Source organism: Aliirhizobium cellulosilyticum, from assembly GCF_014198105.1.
Classification (GTDB): Bacteria; Pseudomonadota; Alphaproteobacteria; order Rhizobiales; family Rhizobiaceae; genus Neorhizobium; species Neorhizobium cellulosilyticum.
The window spans coordinates 810,796-834,296 of sequence record NZ_JACIGW010000001.1 but is presented as its reverse complement, the minus strand read 5'-3'; the positions used below and the strand labels follow the sequence as shown (position 1 = coordinate 834,296).

The 23,501-nt window shown below is 59.4% G+C and carries 25 protein-coding genes; 16 read left to right on the top strand and 9 right to left on the bottom strand.

Annotation, left to right across the window (positions count from 1 at the left end):
• Positions 1-96 precede the first annotated feature (96 nt).
• Together GGE33_RS03885 and GGE33_RS03880 are read left to right on the top strand one after the other, a co-directional pair.
• Positions 97-591, top strand: a complete 495-nt coding sequence (locus GGE33_RS03885; RefSeq protein WP_148145695.1) for an invasion associated locus B family protein — start codon at positions 97-99, stop codon at positions 589-591.
• 43 nt (positions 592-634) lie between these two features.
• Positions 635-1,213, top strand: coding sequence for an SH3 domain-containing protein (locus tag GGE33_RS03880; protein ID WP_183821311.1), 579 nt, complete (start codon positions 635-637; stop codon positions 1,211-1,213).
• 4 nt (positions 1,214-1,217) lie between these two features.
• Here GGE33_RS03880 and GGE33_RS03875 read toward each other — a convergent pair whose 3' ends face one another.
• A complete protein-coding gene (locus GGE33_RS03875; protein ID WP_183821310.1) occupies positions 1,218-2,459 on the bottom strand; it encodes a D-alanyl-D-alanine carboxypeptidase family protein in 1,242 nt (413 codons plus the stop codon).
• 268 nt (positions 2,460-2,727) lie between these two features.
• Between GGE33_RS03875 and GGE33_RS03870 the strand changes: the two genes are divergently transcribed.
• From GGE33_RS03870 to GGE33_RS03845, 6 genes are all read left to right on the top strand, one after another.
• Positions 2,728-3,669 carry a GGDEF domain-containing protein gene (locus tag GGE33_RS03870; RefSeq protein WP_183821309.1) on the top strand — a complete coding sequence of 314 codons (942 nt, stop codon included), beginning with the start codon at positions 2,728-2,730 and terminating at the stop codon, positions 3,667-3,669.
• A gap of 111 nt (positions 3,670-3,780) precedes the next feature.
• Positions 3,781-4,557, top strand: a complete 777-nt coding sequence (locus tag GGE33_RS03865; protein WP_183821308.1) for a 3-hydroxybutyrate dehydrogenase — start codon at positions 3,781-3,783, stop codon at positions 4,555-4,557.
• A gap of 207 nt (positions 4,558-4,764) precedes the next feature.
• Positions 4,765-6,237: a xanthine dehydrogenase small subunit gene (xdhA, locus tag GGE33_RS03860; RefSeq protein ID WP_183821307.1), complete on the top strand. Its 1,473-nt coding sequence runs from the start codon at positions 4,765-4,767 to the stop codon at positions 6,235-6,237.
• A gap of 1 nt (position 6,238) precedes the next feature.
• Positions 6,239-8,575 (top strand): xanthine dehydrogenase molybdopterin binding subunit, encoded by a 2,337-nt coding sequence (gene xdhB, locus GGE33_RS03855; protein ID WP_183821306.1) that lies wholly within the window; start codon positions 6,239-6,241, stop codon positions 8,573-8,575.
• A 75-nt stretch (positions 8,576-8,650) separates the two neighbouring features.
• A complete protein-coding gene (locus tag GGE33_RS03850) occupies positions 8,651-9,151 on the top strand; it encodes a GNAT family N-acetyltransferase (protein ID WP_394353632.1) in 501 nt (166 codons plus the stop codon).
• A gap of 195 nt (positions 9,152-9,346) precedes the next feature.
• Complete coding sequence (locus tag GGE33_RS03845) at positions 9,347-9,598, top strand: hypothetical protein (RefSeq protein ID WP_183821304.1); 252 nt, start codon at positions 9,347-9,349, stop codon at positions 9,596-9,598.
• A 119-nt stretch (positions 9,599-9,717) separates the two neighbouring features.
• Here GGE33_RS03845 and GGE33_RS03840 read toward each other — a convergent pair whose 3' ends face one another.
• Positions 9,718-10,662 carry a GGDEF domain-containing protein gene (locus tag GGE33_RS03840; RefSeq protein WP_183821303.1) on the bottom strand — a complete coding sequence of 315 codons (945 nt, stop codon included), beginning with the start codon at positions 10,660-10,662 and terminating at the stop codon, positions 9,718-9,720.
• Positions 10,663-10,861: 199 nt separating this feature from the next.
• Here GGE33_RS03840 and xdhC point away from each other — a divergent pair, with 199 nt between their 5' ends.
• Positions 10,862-11,716: a xanthine dehydrogenase accessory protein XdhC gene (gene xdhC / locus GGE33_RS03835; protein WP_183822336.1), complete on the top strand. Its 855-nt coding sequence runs from the start codon at positions 10,862-10,864 to the stop codon at positions 11,714-11,716.
• Here the strand turns inward: xdhC and GGE33_RS03830 are convergent.
• On the bottom strand, positions 11,690-11,944 hold the full coding sequence (locus GGE33_RS03830; RefSeq protein WP_148145706.1) for a hypothetical protein: 255 nt from the start codon (positions 11,942-11,944) through the stop codon (positions 11,690-11,692). The two genes, xdhC and GGE33_RS03830, sit on opposite strands and share 27 nt — an antisense overlap.
• 125 nt (positions 11,945-12,069) lie before the next feature.
• On the opposite strand from GGE33_RS03830, the gene GGE33_RS03825 reads away from it, so the two are divergent.
• Positions 12,070-13,014, top strand: a complete 945-nt coding sequence (locus GGE33_RS03825; protein WP_183821302.1) for a LysR substrate-binding domain-containing protein — start codon at positions 12,070-12,072, stop codon at positions 13,012-13,014.
• 13 nt (positions 13,015-13,027) lie between these two features.
• On the opposite strand, the gene GGE33_RS03820 is transcribed toward GGE33_RS03825, so the two are convergent.
• Positions 13,028-13,264, bottom strand: a complete 237-nt coding sequence (locus GGE33_RS03820; protein ID WP_183821301.1) for a hypothetical protein — start codon at positions 13,262-13,264, stop codon at positions 13,028-13,030.
• A gap of 115 nt (positions 13,265-13,379) precedes the next feature.
• Between GGE33_RS03820 and GGE33_RS03815 the strand changes: the two genes are divergently transcribed.
• Complete coding sequence (locus tag GGE33_RS03815; RefSeq protein WP_183821300.1) at positions 13,380-14,276, top strand: LysR substrate-binding domain-containing protein; 897 nt, start codon at positions 13,380-13,382, stop codon at positions 14,274-14,276.
• Positions 14,277-14,294: 18 nt separating this feature from the next.
• Here the strand turns inward: GGE33_RS03815 and GGE33_RS03810 are convergent, their stop codons facing one another.
• A complete protein-coding gene (locus GGE33_RS03810) occupies positions 14,295-14,666 on the bottom strand; it encodes a hypothetical protein (protein ID WP_394353617.1) in 372 nt (123 codons plus the stop codon).
• A 339-nt stretch (positions 14,667-15,005) separates the two neighbouring features.
• Here GGE33_RS03810 and GGE33_RS03805 point away from each other — a divergent pair, with 339 nt between their 5' ends.
• On the top strand, positions 15,006-16,493 hold the full coding sequence (locus GGE33_RS03805) for a S10 family peptidase (protein WP_183821299.1): 1,488 nt from the start codon (positions 15,006-15,008) through the stop codon (positions 16,491-16,493).
• An 18-nt stretch (positions 16,494-16,511) separates the two neighbouring features.
• Here the strand turns inward: GGE33_RS03805 and GGE33_RS03800 are convergent, their stop codons facing one another.
• The gene (locus GGE33_RS03800) at positions 16,512-16,970 is read right to left on the bottom strand and encodes a GyrI-like domain-containing protein (protein ID WP_183821298.1); all 459 of its coding nucleotides are present in this window, start codon (positions 16,968-16,970) and stop codon (positions 16,512-16,514) included.
• Positions 16,971-17,285: 315 nt separating this feature from the next.
• Here GGE33_RS03800 and puuD point away from each other — a divergent pair, with 315 nt between their 5' ends.
• Together puuD and guaD are read left to right on the top strand one after the other, a co-directional pair.
• Positions 17,286-18,515 carry a urate hydroxylase PuuD gene (puuD, locus tag GGE33_RS03795; RefSeq protein ID WP_183821297.1) on the top strand — a complete coding sequence of 410 codons (1,230 nt, stop codon included), beginning with the start codon at positions 17,286-17,288 and terminating at the stop codon, positions 18,513-18,515.
• Positions 18,516-18,537: 22 nt separating this feature from the next.
• Positions 18,538-19,848 (top strand): guanine deaminase, encoded by a 1,311-nt coding sequence (gene guaD, locus GGE33_RS03790; protein ID WP_183821296.1) that lies wholly within the window; start codon positions 18,538-18,540, stop codon positions 19,846-19,848.
• A 3-nt stretch (positions 19,849-19,851) separates the two neighbouring features.
• Here guaD and GGE33_RS03785 read toward each other — a convergent pair whose 3' ends face one another.
• Positions 19,852-20,133 carry a type II toxin-antitoxin system RelE family toxin gene (locus tag GGE33_RS03785; RefSeq protein WP_183821295.1) on the bottom strand — a complete coding sequence of 94 codons (282 nt, stop codon included), beginning with the start codon at positions 20,131-20,133 and terminating at the stop codon, positions 19,852-19,854.
• Positions 20,123-20,368: a type II toxin-antitoxin system Phd/YefM family antitoxin gene (locus tag GGE33_RS03780; RefSeq protein ID WP_183821294.1), complete on the bottom strand. Its 246-nt coding sequence runs from the start codon at positions 20,366-20,368 to the stop codon at positions 20,123-20,125. The genes GGE33_RS03785 and GGE33_RS03780 overlap by 11 nt, the downstream gene beginning before the upstream one ends.
• A gap of 178 nt (positions 20,369-20,546) precedes the next feature.
• Between GGE33_RS03780 and GGE33_RS03775 the strand changes: the two genes are divergently transcribed.
• Both GGE33_RS03775 and GGE33_RS03770 read left to right on the top strand, forming a co-directional pair.
• On the top strand, positions 20,547-21,692 hold the full coding sequence (locus GGE33_RS03775) for an alpha-hydroxy acid oxidase (RefSeq protein ID WP_183821293.1): 1,146 nt from the start codon (positions 20,547-20,549) through the stop codon (positions 21,690-21,692).
• Between the two features lie 54 nt (positions 21,693-21,746).
• Positions 21,747-22,679 carry a lytic transglycosylase domain-containing protein gene (locus GGE33_RS03770; protein WP_183821292.1) on the top strand — a complete coding sequence of 311 codons (933 nt, stop codon included), beginning with the start codon at positions 21,747-21,749 and terminating at the stop codon, positions 22,677-22,679.
• Between the two features lie 7 nt (positions 22,680-22,686).
• On the opposite strand, the gene GGE33_RS03765 is transcribed toward GGE33_RS03770, so the two are convergent.
• Positions 22,687-23,451, bottom strand: coding sequence for a hypothetical protein (locus tag GGE33_RS03765; RefSeq protein ID WP_183821291.1), 765 nt, complete (start codon positions 23,449-23,451; stop codon positions 22,687-22,689).
• Positions 23,452-23,501: the final 50 nt, after the last annotated feature.

Sequence of the window (23,501 nt, the reverse complement as noted above, 5' to 3'; positions counted from 1 at the left end):
CAAATTAACCTCTCGCTAACCGTGGAAGCCTTGTATGGCCTCTCAATTTGCTAGGCCCATCTCCCGGGTCTGTTCGTGTTTTTTTGTGGAGATATCATGCGCACCAAAACTGCAGCTCTTGCACTCGCCCTCACCCTCGTCTCGGCAGCCGCCGCCAGTGCGGCACAGCCCACCCGGATCAAGCAGTTCGAAGCCTGGGGCGTATATTCCTATAGCAACAATGGCCGCACCAGCTGTTATGCCCTGTCGGTTCCAACCAGTTCCGCACCCTCCAGCGTCAATCACGGCGACAATTTCTTCCTGATCTCGCCGCAGGGCCAATCCTACATGCCGCAGGCGATCATGGGCTATGCGCTGAGACAAGGTTCGGATGTCACGGTTGCCGTGGATAGCGAGAGGTTCGACCTTGCTCCTCGCGACAACACAGCCTGGGTGCGCGACCAGAGCCGTGAGCCGGTATTGGTCAATGCGATGCGTGGCGGAAGCCGGATGACGGTACAGGCAACCTCCGGCCGAGGCACCGCCACCAACTACACCTATTCGCTCAGCGGCGTGACCGCTGCACTGCAGGAAGTGAGCAAGTGCCGCTGATGACACCGGCTTGAGCATCAGCAGAACGGAGCTGCACGCCAGTATGACACGGACAGGAATTCGCCGCGGCCTTGTCGCCGTCACGCTGGCGGCTGCGCTCTGCCTGCCTCTTGCAGCCAGGATAGAAGCCAGCGAAGTACAGTCTGCAAGTGCGGCCGGCAGTCTTGGTGCAGGGTTCAGAACCGGCAGGGTGACGGGTTACCCCGTCCCCCGCTTTGCATCGATCAAATCCGCAAATGCCCATATGCGCGTCGGCCCGTCGACGGATTATGCGACCAACTGGGTCTATTCGGCCCGTGGATTGCCGCTCGAGATCATCGAGGAATATGGCAACTGGCGGCAGGTCAGGGATCAGGACGGAACCAGCGGCTGGATGTTTGCGCCTCTCCTGTCAGGCAGACGCACGGCCGTGGTCGGCCCGTGGATGGCAAAATCCGTCAAACTGCATGACGCACCTCGCCCGTCGGCTTCGGTGATCGCCGAACTCGCCCCATCCGTGCGATTGAACATCCGCAACTGCGACGGTTCATGGTGCGATGTGTCGCTGCAGACACGTCGCCTGTCAGGTTACGTCGCCCAGGCGGATCTCTGGGGCGTCTATCCGCACGAGAGGGTGGAGTAACCTGCTAGCGCACGACGAAGCAGTCGATTGACCGGTTCTGCAGAACCGAGCAGGCTCGCGCGGCAGCGTCTCGATCGACAAATCCTGTCAGGCGGGCGCGAAAAACTTCACGGCCACCCGAACTCGATCCCTGGACGCTTGGTGCGATCTGGCCGAAATCGGCAAGCAGCGGCAATGCCGAATTGAGCGCACCCGTGGCTGCGGCCTGGCTTCCAGCCGCAGCGATCTGGATATCCCAAAGCGGCCCGCCCTGCTGGATGACGTTTTGTATCGGTGCAGCCTGCGGAACCGTGGCGTAAGGCGTAACGCTTGCAGCGTTCGCCGTTGTCCCGCCAAGAATGATTTCGGTGCGCGGTCGAGGTGTCGGCGCATTGGAGGTGAAGGCCGCAACGCCCTCGGCAGGACGTTTCTGCTGGCCCGAAGTCGCGACAGCAACACCTGGAAGACCGCCGCCCGGCAAAGCCTGATCGAGCAGTTCCGCCATGCGGTTGTCGCGCTGGCGCGCCGTATTGCCACCAAGCACGACGCCGATATAACGCCGCCCGTTGACCACGACGGCGCTGGCGAGATTGTAGCCCGATGCGTTGACGAAGCCGGTCTTGATGCCATCCATGCCCGGATAGCGATACATCAGGTTGTTATGCCCTTTGATCGTGCGCCCGCGAAAGCTGAAGGAGCGCTGCGAGAAGATCTTGTATTCCCGCGGGTAATCACGGATGAGCGAAAGCGCCAGCACCGCCATGTCGCGCGCCGTCGTCACCTGCGCATTGTCCGGCAGTCCCGATGCATTTCGAAAAACAGTATTGCGCATGCCGAGCTGGCGCGCCTTTTTCGTCATCAGCACGCCGAAACGTTCTTCCGAACCGCCGAGATGATCGCCCATGGCGGCAGCCGCGTCATTGGCGGAGCGGATTGCCATTCCATAGACCGCCTCGCGCACGGTAATCGTCTGGCCTGCCGGTACGCCGAGTTTAAAGGGAATTTTCGACGCAGCATTCTTCGTCATGACGATCCTGTCGTCCCAGCGAAGACGGCCGGTGCGCAAAGCCTCAAAGGTCAAATAGAGGGTCATCATTTTCGTCAGCGAGGCCGGATGATTGATGGCCTCAGCATTCTGCGAGGCAAGCACCTTCCCGCTCTGCACATCATAGATGTAATGCGCATAACCGGCCTCGGCCGTCCGGCTGATTGAAAGAAAGGCGCCTGCCATAAACACGAACGCCATGATCCGCCGGATTAGAAGCATTTGCTCCCCCTCGTTACTGCGGCCCATGAATACTGACCCAACATGGTGCGAAAATGACCTGATCCGAAATTAAATCAAGTTCTTGACCTATGGTTAATCTGCTCGCCCACAACTCGTTTCAGTCGCAAAATACTGATCCCGTATCATAATACGACAAGGGCTGTGAATGTTTGCATTTTAACGAAATGGTTAACCTGAATTTTAAAGCCAACTTTCTAGCTTGCCCCCGAATCCAATCTCCAGAGGAGGAAAGCTCGGAATGATTCCGATGTCTTCGAGGCTGACCCGCATGGTGCAAACGTCTCTGACCATCAAGGTCTTCGCGATTTGCTTCGTGTCCGTGCACGTACCGCTACTGGTGTTCATCGTCTATCTTGCGGGGGGCAATGGGGCAGAGCCCGAACCGGTCCTGCTTCTGCTTCTCGCCGCCACGGTGGCGGGAACGACGATATGCCTCCTGAGCCTCTGGTGGATGATCCGCCCGCTCAGCCAGCTGGCGCAGGCAATCAAGATCTACCGCGCCAACGGCACTCCTGTCCGTATGCAGATAGATCGCAAGGACGAGATCGGCCTTCTGGCATCGACGGTGACGGCCATGGTGGCGGAAACCGAAACGCTTATGAACAAGCTGCGCCACCAGGCCATGACCGACCTCCAGACAGGCCTCGGCAACCGCCGCTGGCTGAACGAACGCGCCGCCGAAGAGCTGGCACGCGCCGAACGGCAGGGAGAGCCGTTGTCGATCATCGTGCTGGACCTCGACCGCTTCAAGGGTATCAACGACGGCCACGGCCACGAGACCGGCGACCGGGTACTGGTGGCAACCGGCGAAATCGTCAGAACCTGCCTTCGCCCCTATGATCTTGCAGCGCGTATCGGCGGCGAGGAATTCTGTATTCTCTTGCCGCGAACCTCGCTCGACGATGCGGAAGCGATCGGCGAACGGCTGCGCACGGCACTGGCGGCAACCACCGTACCGCCATTGCGCCAAGGCCGGATGACGGCAAGCTTCGGCATCTGCGCCGCCGGTCCCGGCGACCGGCTGCCGGACATGCTATTGCGAGCCGATTTCGCCCTCTACGAAGCCAAGCGTGATGGCCGAAACTGCATCAGACGTGCACACGACACCAATACCGAAGAAGCAATCGCATCCGCAAAACTGGCACCGGCAAAGGCCGCGTCTCCGGTCAACGGTAAACACATCCTCTGACGCTCTGCACGCCGTCTGGCAACTGACCGTTGCCAGATTAGCGACTTTGCGCATAACGTTCCGGCGCGGTGAGGGAGACACCGCGCTCTAGGCGTTCTTGGGAGGAACAGCATGAACAGATCCGTGGTTATCACCGGCTCCACCAGCGGAATAGGCCTCGGCATTGCAAAGGCATTTGCGGCCGCGGGCGACAATGTCGTCATCAACGGGTTCGGTGACAAGGACGAGATCGAGGCGATCCGTTCGTCGCTCGATGCGGCGGGCTCCGGCACGGTCCTATACCATCCCGCCGACATGACGAAACCGGTCGATATCGAAGACCTGATCCTGACGGCACGCGACAGCTTCGGCACGCTCGATGTTCTGGTCAACAATGCAGGGATCCAGCATGTCGCGAGGATCGAGGAGTTTCCGCCGGAAAAATGGGATCAGCTGATCGCCATTCTCCTGTCATCGGCCTTCCACACGATGCGCCATGCAATCCCGCTGATGAAAACCGCAGGCAAGGGCCGGATCATCAACGTCGCCTCCGCCCACGGCCTCGTCGCCTCCCCGTTCAAGTCGGCTTATGTGGCCGCCAAGCATGGCATCATGGGCCTGACCAAGACGGCGGCGCTGGAGCTTGCGCAGGAAAACATCACCGTCAACGCGATCTGCCCCGGCTTCGTGCTGACGCCGCTCGTCGAAAGGCAGATTCCCGATCAGGCACGCGAAAAAGGCATCAGCGAGGAAAAGGTCAAGGACGAGGTGATGCTGCGGCTGCAGGCGACCAAGGAATTCGTCGGAATAGACGAAGTGGCGGCCGCTGCGATCTATCTCGCCAGCGATGCGGCAAGGAGCATCACGGGCACACACATCTCCATCGACGGCGGCTGGACGGCGCAGTAAGCTGCCCCTCATTCCTGTCCTTGTGACAGGAATCCAGCCACGCGAAGTCCTTTGCGTGAAAAAGACTCTTTTGCGCCGCAGACGCGACGCTGCTGGATTTCTGTGACAAGCACAGGAATGAGGGTAAACTAATCGGCCCGCGAACAGCCAAAATGGCGACCGGGTGATTCTTGACTGGGAGCCGGCAACGGCGGACGAAGGAGACCGATGAATTCAGCCATCCGCTTCATCCTCAACGGGGAAGACGTGACCCTTGGAGATTTCTCACCCACGGACACGCTTCTGGATCATCTCCGCCTGACGCGGCGGTTGACGGGGACGAAGGAAGGATGCGCCGAAGGCGATTGCGGTGCCTGCACCGTGCTGGTCGGCCGCCTGACTGAAACCGGCCTGCGCTACGAAGGCGTCAACGCCTGTATCAGGCTCCTCGGCTCCATGCACGGCACCCATATCGTGACGATCGAGCATCTGGCGGCATCGGACGGAACCCTGCATCCGGTACAGCAGGCGATGGTCGACTGTCACGGCTCGCAATGCGGCTTCTGCACGCCGGGCTTCGTCATGTCGCTTTACGGCCTTTGGCTTTCCAACGAAAATCCGAGCCGGGCCGAAATCGAAAGCGCGCTGCAGGGCAATCTCTGTCGCTGCACGGGTTACGAGCCGATCGTCAAGGCGGCCGAACAGGTGGCGAAGGCGCGGCCGAGCTCGCTCTTCGACCCGTTGGAACGTGACCGCACCGAGATCATGGCAAAGCTCTGGTCGATCCGCTCGGCCATGGAGACCGTCGTCATCGAAAAGGACGGAGCGCGCTCAATCATCCCCGCATCACTCGAAGCTTTTGCCGAGGCGCTGGCAGATGAACCGCAAGCCACAATCGTCGCAGGCGCGACCGATGTCGGCCTATGGGTGACGAAGCAGATGCGCAGGCTCGACCCGGTCATCTTCATCAATCACCTCCCCGAGCTGCAGACCATCACCGTCGAGCAGAGCGGCATCACCATCGGCGCAGGCGTGAGCTACTCCGAGGCGCATGGTTTTCTAGAAGCGGTCATCCCCGCATTTGGCGCGCTGATAGATCGTATTGGTGGCCAGCAGGTGAGGAACGCCGGCACGATCGGCGGCAACATCGCCAACGGCTCGCCGATCGGCGACACGCCGCCGCCGCTGATTGCACTCGGCAGCCAACTGACGCTGCGCTCCCATTCCGGCCGCCGCACCATGCCGCTCGAAAGCTATTTTCTGGACTATGGCAAACAGGACCGCATGGCCGGTGAATTCGTCGAGAAGATCAGCGTGCCGCGCCCGCCGGAAAACGCCCATTTCGCCGTGTACAAGATTTCCAAGCGCCGCGACGAGGATATTTCCGCACTGTGTGGCGCCTTCAACCTGACGCTCGACATGGACGGCCATGTGGACAATATCCGCATCGCCTTCGGCGGCATGGCGGCAACCCCGAAACGGGCGGTCCATGTCGAACAGGCGCTGATCGGCAAGCCCTGGCGATGGGAGACGATCGCCGCCGCTGGCGAGGCCTTCGATCAGGATTACCAGCCGCTGACCGACTGGCGTGCAAGTGCGCAGTATCGCAGCCTGACGGCCAGGAACCTGCTCACCCGCTTCTTCCTGGAGACGGCAGGGGCTCCTGCACAATTGCAGCGCTTCGAGATGGAGGAGGTGTAGGATGGACAAGACCTCCTTTGAGATGAAGCCTGCGATCGACGGGCCGATGCATGTGTCGCGCAAACATGATTCAGCACATAAGCATGTGACCGGAACCGCCGAATATATTGACGATATTCCCGAACCGGCAGGCACGCTGCATGGAGGGCTTGGCCTTGCCGACAGGGCGCATGCGAAAATCCTTTCGATCGATCTCGATGCCGTCCGCGCCGCCCCCGGTGTTGTCTGGGTGATGACCGCCGAAGACATTCCCGGCGCAAACGACGTCGCCTCAACCGGCAAGCATGACGAACCGCTGCTGGCAACCGATCTCGTCCAGTTCCATGGCCAGCCGATCTTTGCCGTATTTGCCGAGACCCGTGACGAGGCCCGCCGTGCAGCAAGGCTTGCGAAGATCGAGTACAGCGACCTCCCCCATTGGACGGATATCGACAGTGCGCGGGAGAACGGCGCGCCTCTTGTCACCGAACCGATGACGCTCAGGCGCGGTGAGCCTGAAACCGAAATCGAGAAACCGCCCCTTCGAATTCAGGCCTCGATGAATATCGGCGGTCAGGAGCACTTTTATCTCGAAAGCCATATAGCCTTTGCCATTCCCGGCGAAGACGAGGACGTGACGGTCTGGTCATCCACCCAGCATCCGAGCGAGGTGCAGCACATGGTGGCGCATATACTGGGCGTTTCCAATCACGCGGTTGAGGTCAAAACCCGGCGCATGGGTGGCGGCTTCGGCGGCAAGGAAACCCAGAGCAACCAATTTGCGGCTCTCGCCGCCGTCGCGGCGAAGAAATTGAACCGGGCGGTAAAATTCCGCCCTGACCGCGATGAAGATATGTCGATCACCGGCAAGCGGCACGATTTCCGCGTCGATTACGACGTCGCCTTCGATGAGAAAGGCAGGATCCACGCGGTCGACGCGACCTATGCCGCGCGTTGCGGTTATTCCGCCGATCTCTCCGGCCCGGTCACCGACCGCGCCCTCTTTCATGCAGACAGTAGCTATTTCTACCCGCATGTGCGCCTCACCTCGCAGCCTTTGAAGACCCATACCGTCTCCAACACAGCCTTTCGCGGTTTCGGTGGGCCGCAGGGCTTGCTCGGCGGGGAACGGATCATCGAGGAGATCGCCTATGCGGTCGGCAAGGATCCGCTCGAAATCCGCAAGCTGAACTTTTATGGACAACGCGGATCGGGCCGCACCGTCACGCCCTATTATCAGGATATCCATGACAATGTGATCGCCCGCATCGTCGATGAGCTTGTAGCCTCATCCGACTACAAGAAACGCCGCGAGGCGATCCTGAAATTCAACGAGACAAGCCCGGTCATCCGCAAGGGCATCGCGCTGACGCCAGTGAAATTCGGCATCTCATTTACGTTGACCGCATACAATCAGGCAGGCGCGTTGGTGCATGTCTATTCGGACGGTTCCATCCACCTGAACCATGGCGGCACCGAAATGGGCCAGGGCCTCTATACCAAGGTGGCGCAGGTCGTGGCCGATTGTTTCCAGGTCGATATCGACAGGGTAAAAATCACCGCGACGACGACCGGCAAGGTGCCCAATACCTCGGCAACAGCCGCCTCGTCCGGCTCGGACCTAAACGGCATGGCGGCCTATGACGCCTGCCGCCAGATCAAGGAAAGGCTGATCGAATTCGCCGCACGGCAATGGCAGGTCAATCGCGACCGGATCGAGTTCCTGCCCAACCGGGTAAAGATCGGCAACGAGATCGTCCCCTTCGACACCTTCATCAAGGCCGCATATTTCGACCGGCTGCAACTGTCGGCCGCCGGGTTCTACAAGACGCCGAAGATCCACTGGGACCGCGCCGCTGGCCGTGGCCATCCCTTCTATTATTTCGCCTATGGCGCAGCCGTCTCGGAAGTCTCGATCGACACGCTGACAGGCGAATATATCGTCGAGCGCACCGACATCCTCAACGACGTCGGAAAGTCGCTAAATCCGGCGCTGGATATCGGCCAGATCGAAGGCGCCTTCGTTCAGGGCATGGGCTGGCTGACGACGGAAGAACTGTGGTGGGACGCCAAGGGACGCTTACGCACCCACGCTCCCTCCACATACAAGATCCCGCTTGCTTCCGACCGGCCGAAAATCTTCAATGTGAAGCTCGCCGAATGGTCGGAAAATGCGGAACCGACGATCGGCCGTTCCAAGGCGGTGGGAGAGCCGCCCTTCATGCTGGCGATCTCGGTTCTGGAGGCGATCTCCATGGCGGTCGCAAGCGTTGCCGATTACGCCATCTGCCCACGCCTCGACACCCCTGCGACACCGGAGCGGGTGCTTATGGCGGTGGAACGGATGAAAGCCTTATAAAAACGCTTCGATATTTCGCTGCCGGGGCCTATTTTTATGGGTGAGGAGCGAAATATCGAGGAGGCAGACATGACCATCACCATTCGTGCCGAACGTGCGGGCGACGAAGACGTGATCCACGACCTGACGCAGGCCGCATTCGCGCCCATGTCCTACAGTTCAGGAACCGAAGCGGCGATCATCCGGGCGCTTCGCGCTCGCGGTGACCTGACGCTTTCACTGGTGGCGGAAGACAATCACGAGATCATCGGCCATGTCGCCTTTTCACCCGTCACGATCGACGGCCATTACGACGACTGGTTCGGGCTTGGGCCGATTTCTGTGAGAGCTGATCGGCAGAAACAGGGTATCGGCCACGCGCTGATCCGAGAAGGGATCCATAAGTTGAAGGCGCTAGGCGCCAAAGGCTGTGCCCTGGTCGGAGATCAGGCGGTCTATCAGGGCGTCGGCTTTGTCAGCGACGGACGGCTGACCCATGAAGGCGTGCCGGATATCTATGTGCAGCATCTCACGCTTTCGGGCCATGCGCCCCATGGAGTGCTGACCTTTTCACCGGCTTTCGCAGTAAAACAGTGACAGACAGCTACATATTCGGAAGGATAGCTGCACGAAAACGTGCCTTTTCGGTTGCAACACCCATACCAACGTATATCCACGATAAACATCAACACAATATCGGATAACAGGCGCTCCGGTATGATGGACCCATTGAAGATGCGAAGCCGAGGAACCTGATGATCCTCGGTTCACCGCATGAAAGAGGTCCGAAAGATGATCCCTGTCTCGTTGCAGCAAATGCCGCCTGTCGCCCGACCTGCCTTCAACGGGGATACCGCACCGGGCCGGGTGCACTATCTGCCGGGGCCGATCCCCACGATCGAACAGATCCTGATGAAGCAGGCCGATCGCTACGTCGCCGCGGGCAACGAAGCCGACAATCTGCTGAACGCACTCAAGCAGGACAACCACAATATGGAAGTCATGCTCTCGCAGCTTGCGGCACTCGCGGGCAGCCCGAGCTAAAAACAGCAATCTGATCCTTGCCTCCCCGTCCCCTCCTCGAAAGGGATCGGATTGCAGAAGGCCGGCGGCTCCTCCCACCGCCGGCCTTCACATTGATAAATGCCGAGGCAGAACCTCGTTTAGGATGCTAGGGCTTCCTGCTGCATCTCGATCGAAACCAGTTTGTCACGACCGCCGCGCTTCGCATCGTAGAGCGCCTTGTCCGCCGATGCGATCATGTCGGAAAAGTCTGCAAACCCGGGCTCGGCAAACGCCAGTCCAGCACTGACGGTGAAATTCGCCGCGAGGTGGCCGTCCCAATTGAAGTCCACGCTGGTAAAATTGGCCCTGATGCGCTCGACAATCGCGATTGCTTCATTGGCTTTCAGGTTAGGCAGGAACAGCACGAATTCCTCTCCGCCCCAGCGTCCAGCAACATCCGTGGCGCGGATGGAAGTGCGAAGAACCTCCGAAAAACGGACAATGACGTCGTCTCCGGCGTCGTGACCGAAGCGATCATTGACGCTCTTGAAGCCATCGAGGTCGAAGATCGCCATCGAGGAAAACTTGGCGACATTGGCGCTCACGCTTTGCAACACACTTGCGCGAAACGCCCGGCGATTGAGAAGGCCGCTCAGACTGTCGGTTTCGGCCAACCGCTTGAGATCGTTCTGGTAACGGACGTGATCGGAAATATCCCGGATGACGGCCACCATCATCGGCGCACCGGCAGCAGACGTTCTCAGGATGGTGATGCCGAGATTGATTTCCGTGCCGTCCTTACGGCAGCCGACAATGGTCGCACTTCGCTGCCCCATATAGCGGGCCTCGGTATTTCCCGCCTGAAACCCGGCCACAAGTCTTTGGTGAAAGCCGTGAACCCGTTCCGGCAGCAGGACTTCCAGAGGCTTGTCCAGTAGTTCTCCGCTTTGCCAACCGAAGATGCTTTCGGTGGCAGGATTACAGAGGCGAATGATGCCATGGTCATCGATGCCGATAATGCCATCGGCGATCTCAAAGACGATTTTCCTGTAGATATCCTGGGAGGCTGGAATCAGCGAGGCAATCGATGCTCTCTTGGTCATAGTATCCCGTCGTATACTTGTAGGACGCGCAGCATTTATCAAAAATCAAGTTTGCGCCGGCAAACATCTAAGGCGAAATTACTGATATATTTTTAATAGAATTTCCCGCGTTATGACCGGCAATACAGATGTTTCCCGCAATAATTGCGAAGAAAAAATGCACGATGCAGTCAGTCGCGATGATGCTATGTTCTCCTTCATGAGCGAACACTCCCTCTCCAGCTTTTTCGCGCGCAACGGATCGGTTCTCGTCGACGTAGTCGAGACGAGAGGCTCGACGCCGCGAGAAGCTGGCACCTACATGCTTGTTGCGGACTTCGAGATCTGGGGCACGATCGGCGGCGGCCAGTTTGAATACATGGCGATCGACAATGCCCGCGCGATCCTGAGGGGCGGCGGCGAAACAATCATGGACATTCCGCTCGGCCCGGAGATCGGTCAATGTTGCGGCGGCCGCACGAAACTCCGCTTCTCTCTCGTGACGCCAGCGATTGCCGAGGCGCTGGAGCATCGGCTGTTGCGTGAGCGGGACGAGCGCACGGCGGTCTATCTGTTTGGTGCAGGCCATGTCGGCCTTGCGCTCGCAACCGCGCTTATGCCCCTGCCCTTTGCCGTAACAGTCGTCGAGACGCGCAGACAGGCGCTGGAAGGCCTGTCCTCGGGAGTGACAGCGCGCCTCACGGCCATGCCGGAAGCGTTCGTGGATGACATTCCGGCCGGTGGCGCGGCGGTTATTCTCACCCACGATCACGCGCTGGATTTCCTGATCGCCGAACGCGCCCTGGCGAGGCAGGACCTGAATTATGTCGGGATGATCGGTTCTGCCACCAAACGGGCGACCTTCTCCCACTGGCTGCAACGCCAGCAAGGCGAGGAGACAAGAAAACAGGAGACCGCCGCGATGATGTCCCGGCTTGTCCTGCCGATCGGCGGTTCCGCCATCAGAGACAAGCGTCCGCAAGTGATCGCTGCCCTCGTTGCCGCAGAATTGCTGCAACACCTGCCGCTGTCGGCACCGGCAACACTTTCAGAGCGGCAGATCGCGGCCGATTGAACGCCGCCTGTCTTGCCAGAAAGCCTCGCCGCGTTCCGGCAATGGCGGTTGGAAACCGATATCGCCATGCAGCTCTTCCGGCAGCGTCGGCGCAACTCTGCTGTTGGCCCTCAACAGGCGACGGATGAAGCCGGCAAGATGCATGCGAAGACGTTGCGGGAAAGCGGGGCGGGAGAACGATGGCGGAGCCTCTGTAACAGGCAAAGAATTCGCGTTTGCGGACGGCATGTTCTGCTCCACATCGGTTGTTGAAACTGTCTTGATGGATCCAGCAATGCCGCCGATTGCGGGAGTTTTCCAATTCGAATACAGTCGGCCGCGATAAAGACAGCTTATCGCTGAAGGCACACGAGATGAAACTGTCGCGCCAGCTTCCGTTGAATGCCCTGCGGGTCTTCGAGGCGGTCGCACGGCTGCAGAATTTCACCCGGGCAGCAGAAGAACTCGGCATGACGCAGACAGCCGTCAGCTACCAGATCAAGCTTCTCGAGGAACATCTCGGCGACACAGTCTTCATCCGCAAACCGCGGGCTCTGCAACTGACCGAGACCGGCACACATCTACTGCCGAAAGTGGCCGAAGCTTTCGACCTGCTGGCAGAGGCGATGCAGGCGGCCCGGCACACCATCGATGCCACGCTTGACATCCACTCTCCGCCAACATTTGCGTCTCACTGGCTATCACCTCGCCTCGCCGGTTTTCGCGCACGCCACCCCAATATCGGCGTGCGCCTACTGCGCATGATGGACGCTTCGGAAAAGCAGGGCACGGTACCGGACATCACCATCAGAATTTCGGCCAAGCCGCCCGAAAACCTCGTCTGCCATCCGATCATGCGCCTTCGCTATTCTCCCATGCTATCTCCAGAACTTGCTGCCAGCATCGGGGGAATCCATGAACCGGCGGACCTCCTGAAATTACCCTGGATCTCCGAAATCGACGGCGCCTGGCTGGACTGGTTCGAAAGTGCCAAGATCAGCCCAGCCTCGATCCGTCCGACAAGCCTTGATGCGCTCGGCGCACAGGATATCGAAGCCAGGGCGGCGATATCCGGCCATGGCGTGGCGATGCTCAGTCCCTTTTTCTTTCGTGACGATCTTTCGTCGGGGCGTCTGATCCAGCCCTTCGACCTGTCCGCCGGCGACGGCAAGACCTATTGGCTGGCCTATCCGGCCGCAAGGCGCAACATGCGGAAGATCCAGGCATTCAGGCAATGGATCGAAGAGACCATGGCAACCGATCTCGCGGACCACGCTCTGCAAACCTTGCTTCCCGAAGCGCGCCCCGCAACCGCCTGACCCGTTGTTCGCCTCAAAGCGAATGCGGCACGCGCTCGATCATATCCCAGGCGCGCGACCGGCCGTATCGATCGACCGTGCTTGGCGACACCCGTCCGTCAAGCATGCCCAAATCCCGCAGATCATGCTCGCTCAAAGCCTCCTCATCGACATGATTGGTCGCACCGGCGCGGATACCGAAAAACACAACCGCCAGACTTTCACTTCTGTCTTTAAGGCGCAGAAAGCCAGTCAGCAAACCATTGGCCATGGTCGCATCTCCTTGTCTCACCATCATTCAACTGATGTCTATGATTGGAAGATGCGCCGGATTATGATGTATTTCCAACGAAACATCCGTCTGCATACATAAAGAGATTTGATCCATGACGATGTCGAAGCAATTTCCGCTGAACAGCCTGCGCGTCTTCGAAGCGGCGGCGCGGCACATGAGCTTCACCCGTGCAGGCGAGGAACTCGGGCTGACGCAGACGGCCGTCAGCTATCAGATCAAGCTTCTGGAAGACACATTGGGAGAGCAGTTTTTCCTGCGTCGGCCGCGGCAGGTGATGCTGACGGATGCCGGCGCAAGGCTTGCCCCAAAGATCACCGCGGCCTTCGAAATGATCGACGAGGCCCTTGCCGGCACCAAGAATCAGTCCGACAGCACTTTGATCATTCACACGACGGCGACCTTCGCAGTGCGCTGGCTGGCACATCATCTCGGCACCTTCCAGCTCGAAAATCCGGGGATTGCGGTCAGACTGGAAACCTCGCAGGAAATGGTGGATTTCACCCGCACCGAAGCCGATATTGCGATCCGCAGCGGCAGCGGCAAGTGGCCGGGCCTGAAATCACATTTCCTGATGAAGAGCGATTTCACCCCGATGCTGAGCCCGGCTTTGGCGGAAACAATCGGTGGCGTTCATGAGCCGGCAGATATCCTGAAGCTCAGGATCATCGATCCCGGCGATGTCTGGTGGTCGCACTGGTTCGCCGCGGCAGGCCTGCCCGAGGAAGAGCTTCACGGCCGACCGATAAGCCGCTTCGGCGCCCAGACCATCGAGGCGGCAGCTGCGATCGCCGGCCAGGGCGTCGCAATCCTCAAACCGGAGTTTTATGCCGATGACGTGGCGCTTGGCCGCCTGATCCAACCCTTTGACTTGAGGGCAACGGACGGCAGCGATTACTGGTTCGCCTATCCCGAGACACGTCGACACTCGAAAAAGATCAGCGCCTTCCGGGATTTCATGCGCAGGATGATGCCGACATTTCGCGACTGATCACCGCCGCGGGCAACATCAGTAGCTCATGTCGGGTGCATAGAAACAGCGCAGCGTATCTTCGGTCGGATAGAGGCAGAGGTGATATTCCTCATCTTTCGACCGACGCGCCTCGCTCTGCGGCATCGTGAAGTGATGCGGCCGCGTGATCAGCCTGTGATCTCCGGGACCGAGCGATATTTCGTAACCCTGATTGGTGATCTTGACGTTCCGCGTCGAGATCATCTGGCAGTCGCCGCTCTTGCTGTCGCCGTTGCAGCAGTAACCGTCATATTTCCATTTTACGCCCATGGGACTGTGGGCTTCGTGAGCAGCGGCGGGAAGCGCCCCGGCACCGGAGAAGAACGCAATCATCACACCTGTAGAAATGCATCGCCTGTGTTTGGGCATCAGCCTGTTCTCCGTTGATGGATGTCATCCCCGGCAGCGTGACGGACGCAATACCCGGCACTGCCGGTTGAATTCGCAACTGCTACAATACCCGAGTCGCCTTAGCCGGCTAAGCCCCAAATTGGTGCAACGCACAATTATCTTGTTTGGCGACTTCGAAGGCACACTGGGGCCGCCGATCAACGCCCTGTCACATCGACCGGTTCCAAAGCGGGAACAGAAACCATCTGGCGGGGGCGAAGCTCTTGTTCAATTCGACGACGAACTGAGCAAGAGTTGAGTTCCGGTGATCGGCGACATCGCCTATCCTTCGCCAACATCCGGAAGGGAGGATTTGCCATGTCAGTCCGCAGCCGCGCGATCCTTGGCCTTGTTCTGCTGGCAATCATTGCCGGCCCTGCGCACGCCCAAGATGCAGGAAGCCCTGCCACAGGGCGATCGATCTTCGACCTCATCCCGGCAGATTCCACCACCGAGCACCTGCTGAAGACGCCGAGCGGCGATCTCCGCTACAGGGCGACCGCCGGAACCATGGACCTGTTCGGCCAGACCGGCGCAAGAAACGCCAGGATTTTCTACACGGCCTATACCGTTCCGGACGCGAAAACGCCCCGCCCCGTCACCTTCGCTTTCAATGGCGGCCCGGGTGCGGCCTCAGCCTATCTGCATCTCGGTCTGATGGGACCCAAGGTCGCCAATCTCGGCAGCGCCAGGGAGGACGGCACGACGCCGGCGCTTCAAGACAATCCGGAAAGCTGGCTCGGCTTCACCGACCTCGTCTTCATCGATCCGGTCGGCACCGGATGGAGCCGGGCTGCACCCGACGCGCAGAGCGCCTTTTATGGCGTAAGGCAGGATGCCGAGAGCCTGGCCAAGTTCATCGCCCTCTACACCCAGAAGAACAACCGTCTCTCCTCTCCAAAATATCTTGCCGGGGAAAGCTACGGCGGCTTCCGCGCTGCGAAGGTGGCGAAGGCCCTGAAGGACAGCCAGGGCATTCTGGTCTCCGGCATTGTCATGGTCTCGCCGATGATCGATGGCCGCTTCCTGATGGCCGCGGATACCGATCCAGTCACCGCAGCCCTGCAACTGCCATCGCTGGCAGCCGCCGAGCTTGAACGCAAGGGAGAATTCTCGGCAGAGAAGGTTCAGTCCGCCGAAACCTATGCGATGAGTACCTATCTCGTCTCGCTTGCAGGCCCCGCACCATCCGGAACTGAAGCAGAGGCGCTTTACGCACGCGTTTCGGCCCTGACTGGACTGCCGGTCGATATCGTTGCCCGCAGCCGCGGTTTCGTCAGTTCGGCATATCGGACGGAGGCTGCCGGGGACGGCCGGATCGTCAGCCTTTATGATGCATCGGACATGGTGGCGGACGCCTATCCGGAACGCTCGAACGTTACCAATGACGACAATATTCTGGACGGATATACACGTGCCTATGGCGCACTCTTCGCCGCCTACGCGAGGAACGACCTGCGCTTCGAAACCGACATGACCTATACGCTGCTGAACGGCGAAGTTAACCGCCAATGGGACTGGGACGGCCGCCGGTCGAATGCCTCGGCATCCGACGACATCCGTGACCTGCTCTCGGTCATCCCATCTTTCAGGCTCTCTGTCCTGCACGGCTACAGCGACATCCTGACACCCTATGGCGTCTCGAAATTCATTCTGGACCATCTGCCCGAACAGCTCGCCAGAGGACGCACCGAACTGAAACTCTATCGCGGCGGCCATATGTTCTACAGCGATCCCGGCTCGCGGCGGCAAGCAAACGAGGACATGCGGTCGTTTTATATCGGCGCCGATGCCGCACCGGATTGAGCAGGCATGGGGCTGCGGTCAGCGCGCCAGTCCGAACTGGATTTCTATTCTGTGATATGAACTGCCGGCACCATTCCAGCCATGATAGATTTCGCGACTTTCGCCGGAATAGATGTAGCGCGACCTATCCAGCTCGGCGATGAGCGGCGCATAACCTTGGGTAAAAAGCGTCCTCAGAGATCCTTGATAAACCCGGCTTGCCACCATGATCGGTTCAAGATGGATGAGTTCGACCTTACCATGATAATCTGCAGGCATCTTTATCGGACAGCATATTTCCCAGTCGAAAAACGTCTTTCCGTCCTTGGGAAGATTGTAGGATATGAACAGCCATGGACCATCGATTTCCAACCCCTCCTCAATCATATTTTTCTGCATGTTTGCGGAGCAATCGGCTGCCACCTGCCTGATATCCGGTATGCGCAGCCGGCGTTTTTCGCGCAGCACCCACAAATCCGGTGTTTCCTTGATATCCATAGCTTGAAATCCAGCAAGATCGGAGTTTCTGTTCGCCGTCAGTAGATCGCCTAGAGAAACGGGGCCAATCGAAAGGCGAAATGGTGTTCTCTATTGCGCACCGAGGCTTCGATTTTTTAGCATCGTTTTCCAAAGGAGCTTGCCTCATGCTTTTAGCCGCCGGCTAAGGCTTGTTGGTCACCTGCTTTTAGATCTTTGCTTGTCTCGTGCAACGACACGGGTCATATGTCCTCCCTGCGTCCTCCTGCCCCTTCCCTCCTCTCGTTTTTTTCCTCACACTCACGAGTCGGGAACAAAAAGAACGGGAACAACCCAATGTATGAATATGCCATAGCCTGGGAATGGCTGAGTTTTGCCGTGCGCTGGCTGCACGTCGTCACCGCGGTCGCCTGGATCGGCTCGTCTTTCTATTTCATCGCACTCGATCTGGGGCTGGTAAAACGACCGCATCTGCCGCCGGGCGCCTATGGCGAGGAATGGCAGGTCCATGGCGGCGGCTTCTACCATATCCAGAAATATCTGGTCGCACCGGCCCAGATGCCGGAGCACCTGACCTGGTTCAAATACGAGAGCTATTTCACCTGGCTTTCCGGCTTCCTTCTGCTCTGCATCGTCTATTATGGCGGCGCCGAACTTTTCCTCGTCGACCGCACGGTGATGGAACTGGAAAACTGGCAGGCCATCTGTCTGTCGCTGGCTTCGCTCTCGATCGGCTGGCTGTTCTACGACCAGCTCTGCAAGTCGAAGCTCGGCAACAATACCTGGGGTCTGATGATCCTGCTTTATATCCTGCTGGTCATCATGGCCTGGGGGTATACGCAGGTCTTCACCGGCCGCGCCGCCTTTCTGCATCTAGGCGCGTTTACCGCGACGATCATGTCGGCCAACGTGTTTTTCATCATCATTCCCAACCAGAAGATCGTCGTCGCCGACCTGATCGCCGGCCGCACGCCGGATGCCAAATACGGCCGCATTGCCAAGCAGCGGTCACTGCACAACAACTACCTTGTTCTGCCGGTGATCTTTTTCATGCTGTCGAACCATTATCCGCTGGCCTTCGCCACCCATTTCAACTGGGTGATCGCCTCGCTGGTCTTCCTGATGGGCGTCAGCATCCGGCACTGGTTCAACACCACCCATGCCAGGAAGGGCAAGCCGACCTGGACATGGCTGGTGACGGTGATCCTCTTCATTCTGATCATCTGGTTGTCGACGGTGCCGAAACTGCTGACCGGCGAGACCGAAACGGCATTGTCACCCGTGAGCCAGAAATTCGCCTCCAACGCCCATTTCGAGGCCGCCCGCGATGTCGTCATGGCGCGCTGCTCCATGTGCCATGCAGCAGAGCCCGTCTGGGACGGCGTTCCCTTCACGCCCAAGTCGGTGAAACTCGAAACCGACGCGGAGATTGCCAGCCATGCGCGGGAAATCTATATCCAGGCAGGACGAAGCCACGCCATGCCGCCCGGCAATATAACCGATCTGACGCCGGACGAGCGCAAGCTGCTGGTTGCATGGTATGAAAGCGCCATCGCCTCGCAATAGAGTTCACCGACCCAAGGTTCACATGACAGACACCCTCATCCGCGGACGCCTCCTGTCCTTCAAGCGCGCGCCTCAGTCTCTGACCGATAGCGACAGCTATCTTTACGAGCATGACGGTGGCCTGCTGGTCAATGCCGACGGAAAGATCACCGCGGTGGGGGATTATGCCAGGGTGAAGGCCGCCGCGCCGGAGGATGTGGTCGAGATCGACCATCGGCCACATCTGATCCTGCCGGGCTTCATCGACACCCATGTGCATTTTCCGCAGATGCAGGTCATCGCCTCCTACGCTGCGAACCTGTTGGAGTGGCTCAACACCTATACATTCCCGGAGGAATGCCGCTTCGTCGAAAGCGAGCATGCGACGCGCATCGCCACGCATTTCTACGACGAGTTTCTGCGCCATGGCACGACGACGGCCGTCGCCTATTGCTCCGTCCACAAGACCTCCGCCGACGCCTTTTTTGCCGAAGCCATCAAGCGCAACATGTGCATGGTCGGCGGCAAGGTGATGATGGACCGCAACGCCCCGCAGGGCCTGCTCGACACACCGGAAATGGGCTATGACGAGACCCGCGCGGTGATCGAACAATGGCACGGCAAGGGCCGCTGCCACGTTGCCATCACCCCACGCTTCGCCATCACCTCGACACCGGAACAGATGTCGGCCACGCAGGCGCTGGCGCAGGAATTTCCGGACCTTTTCATCCAGACGCATCTGTCGGAAAACCGGGAGGAAATCCGCTATACCTGCGAACTCTACCCGGAGGCAAAGGACTATACGGATATCTATGCCCGGTATGGCTTGCTCGGAAACAAGACCCTGCTCGGCCACGCAATCCACCTGTCGGAGCGGGAAATGGATGTCCTGTCGGAAACTGGCAGCATCGCCGTCCATTGCCCGACCTCGAACCTCTTCATCGGCTCCGGCCTGTTTCCGCTGCGACCGCTGACACGCCGTGAAAAGCCGGTGCGCATCGCGGTCGCCACCGACATCGGCGGCGGCTCCAGCTATTCGATGCTGAGAACCATGGACGAGGCCTACAAGATCCAGCAGATATTGGGCGAGCGGCTGAACCCGCTCGAAAGCTTCTACATGATGACCAGGGGCAATGCCGAGGCGCTATCGATGGAAACCGATATCGGCACGCTGGATCTGGGCTCCGTGTCCGACCTCGTCATCCTCGATGCAGCCTCCACGCCGGCGATGAAGCTGCGGATGGAAACGATAAGCACGCTGCCGGAAGAACTCTTCCTGCTGCAGACCATGGGCGACGACCGCGCCGTGGTGGAAACCTACGTGGCCGGCAAGGCGATGAAGAATACGCTTTGATAGCTATCGCGTCTTGGCGCTCTTGTAGACCTCGGAATGCTCGCGACGCCCAACCGCAACGACAACGACGGTTATCCGCTCATCCTCGATACGATAAACCAGTCGATATCCGGCGGATCGAAGCTTTATCTTGTAGTGATCCGGCAGGCCGCGCAACGCGTCGGCCTGCACTTTCGGTCGCTGCAGCCGTTCGGAGAGCTTTCGTTTGAACTGCTCCCTCACGGTCGCGCCGAGCTTGTCCCACTCCTTCCGCGCTACCGGCAGAAATTCGAGCCTATAGGTCATCGAGATCGACCGGCACACCCTTTTCACCGGCGCGCGCCTTGGCAATCTCGACAAGTGCCTGGTCATCCAAGGCGTCTATCAGGGCTTCATAGGTATCGGCCGGCACCATATAGGCCATAACCCGGTTATGGTTGAGAATGGCCACCGCACCGCCCGCTGCTCCATCAATCACCGCACTCGGATTCTTCTTCAGATCCGATACGCTGACTGCCATTTCCGCTTCGACACGCTGCATCGTCTCACCTCATTGGAGCTATATTAAGCACTATATATCGTACCGATATTGGGACTCTTATCAGATTTGAAACCTCTCGGCGAGCACCGCAAAAAATGCCTGAAGGCTCGAATTCCAGTTTCCTCCGGGCATCGATATGCTACCTGTCTGAAATCAATTTCAGGAGGAACCGATTATCATGTCCAAGCCGCTTACCATCGCCGATCTGAAGACAATGGCCCGTCGTCGGGTGCCGAAAATGTTCTTCGATTATGCCGATAGCGGCGCATGGACTGAAGGCACCTACCGCGCCAACGAGGACGATTTTTCCAAGATCAAGCTGCGTCAGCGCGTGCTGGTCGACATGACCAACCGCTCGCTGGCGACCACCATGGTCGGCCAGGATGTCTCGATGCCTGTCGCGCTCGCACCGACGGGCTTGACCGGCATGCAGCATGCCGATGGCGAAATGCTGGCGGCCAAGGCTGCGGAAGAATTCGGCGTGCCCTTCACGCTCTCGACCATGAGCATATGCTCGATCGAGGATGTGAAATCGGTCACCTCGAAGCCCTTCTGGTTCCAGCTTTACGTGATGAAGGATCGCGGCTTCATCGAGCGCCTGATCGGCCGCGCCAAGGCCGCCGGATGCGGAGCGCTGGTTGTCACCGCCGACCTGCAGATTTTGGGTCAGCGCCACAAGGACCTCCGCAACGGTCTTTCCGCCCCGCCGAAATGGACGCTGAACAGCGCCTTCCAGCTGGCCACCAAACCGTTCTGGTGCCTGGACATGTTGCAGACCAAACGCCGCGGCTTCGGCAATATCGTCGGCCATGCAAGCAATGTCTCCGACCTCTCCTCGCTCTCAGCCTGGACGGCGGAACAGTTCGATCCGCGGCTTTCCTGGGACGATATCCGCTGGATCAAGGACCTATGGGGCGGCAAGCTGATCATCAAGGGCATTCTCGACGAGGAAGACGCCCGCGCCGCCGCCGATACGGGCGCTGACGCCCTGATCGTCTCCAACCATGGCGGCAGGCAGCTCGACGGCGCTCCCTCCTCGATCTCCATGCTGCCAAAGATGGTCGATGCGGTCGGCGACCGGATGGAAGTGCATTTCGATGGCGGCATCCGCTCCGGACAGGATGTGCTGAAGGCCGTGGCGCTCGGCGCAAAGGGCACCTATATCGGCCGCCCCTTCCTCTACGGCCTCGGCGCGATGGGCAAGCCGGGCGTGACGACGGCGCTCGAAATCATCAGCAAGGAGATGGACATCACCATGGCTCTGTGCGGCAAGCGCGACATCAAGGATTGCGGCACGAATATCATCGCCTCCTCTCCCTTCTGATTTGGGATAATGCGGAAAGCCGGTTAGGATGCCTCCACATGCGGCGGGGGCTAAATGGGCGGCTTTTTGCAGTCATTTGCGGTGGCGGCGACAACTCTGGCCATGCTCGGCGCAGGGAGCGGTATTGCGTCCGAAAAAGCCGAGACCACCAAGCGCGAAGAATCGGCTTGCCTCTACGAGCGATCTGTCGGCGGCAAGCCGACCTGCATCCGCAAGGACTTCTTCAATGCCGATCTTTGCAGCGCGATCGAGAGATCGGCCAATAGCCACGCCATTCCACCTGAATTTTTCGCGCGTCTTATCTGGCGGGAAAGCCTGTTCCGCCCGGAAGCCGTCAGCCATAAGGGAGCGGAAGGTATCGCCCAGTTCATGCCATCGACGGCAAGGATCCGCGGCCTCGGCAACAGTTTTCATGTCCTCGACGCGCTGGATGCTTCCGCCGCCTACTTAAAAGAAATGAGCATCCGTTTCGGCAATCTCGGCTTTGCGGCTGCAGCCTATAACGCGGGAGAGAATGGCTTTTCTCGCTTTCTCGCTTCCGAAAGACTGCCGATCGAGACACGCGACTATGTCTTTGCCATTACCGGCACGCTGATCGAGACATGGCGTGACGACCCGCCGGAAATCGCGGCTCCACCTCTCGACAAGCAGCAATCCTTTCTTGAGGCCTGCACGACACTGGCTTCAACACGTCGGATGACGGAACCGGTACTGACCACCTCCGCCGACTGGGCGCCGTGGGGCGTTCAGCTGGCGGCACATCATCGCCCCGCCGTCGTCGACCGCCTGTTCACCCGCGCGATCCTTGACCTGCCGGCACCGCTGAATGAGGAGCGGGCGCTGATCGTCAGGCAACGCGGCGGCAATTTCGGATATCGCCCCCGTTATGCCGCAAGGATCGGCCGCGAGACGCGGCAGGAGGCGACGAAACTCTGCGCCGCGATCAAGGCTGCAGACGGTGCCTGCACCGTCTTCAAAAACAGATAGGGCCCCGTCAGCCGCACCAGCCGCCTTTGCCGGCTCCCGGGCGTTTGGCGAGACCTTCATTGACCAGCACGTCGGCGAGCGACCGGCCGTTGCGGGTCACGTCGCGCAGCTGATGCCCGTCAACCGCGGAATTGTTGCCCTGCCAGGTGACGAGTTCGAACGGGCCGGAATCGAGGAAGGCCCGCACCCGAAGTTTCGCATCACTGGCCTTGATCCGCTCAGCCTCGCAACGGGGCTTTTTGATATCCGGGACCTCAATGCCGACAAGACGAATTTTCTGGCCGTGGAAAACGAAGCGGTCAGCGGTCACCACGCAATCGTCCTGCTTGGCCGTGCCACAGAGAAAGAATTTGCCTTGATAGCCGCCAGCAAGGCTTTCACCGGATTTCGGAGCAGCAGCAGACAGGGAGGCAACCTCCAGACCCGGCTTGCCGACCGGCGCCGGTGGAATGATTGCGGCTGTCTGGGTCTGATCCGGCGGTCCGACCGGACGTGGTGGAACGGGAGTGACACTGCGATGTGATGGTGCGGGCTGCGGCTTGGCCACAGCCACCTTTTCCCGCGTCTCTTCCCGTGTGGTCGTGTGAGCTGGCTTATCTGTCGTCAGGCTGGCGACGAACTTCCGGGCCGGTGAAAAATTGTCGTAAAGCGCAATGCCGCCACCGATCGCGACGAGCGCAGCCATCCACGGCCAGAACGAGGATCCAGACCGCGACGGCGCACGTCTGCTGCTCTTGCGTTTCGAGCCTGATTTTGCGCGCGATGGGGCCATGGAATCATCTCCTGTCGAATCGGATAGGAGTATCGGCAGGAAGCCTTGCC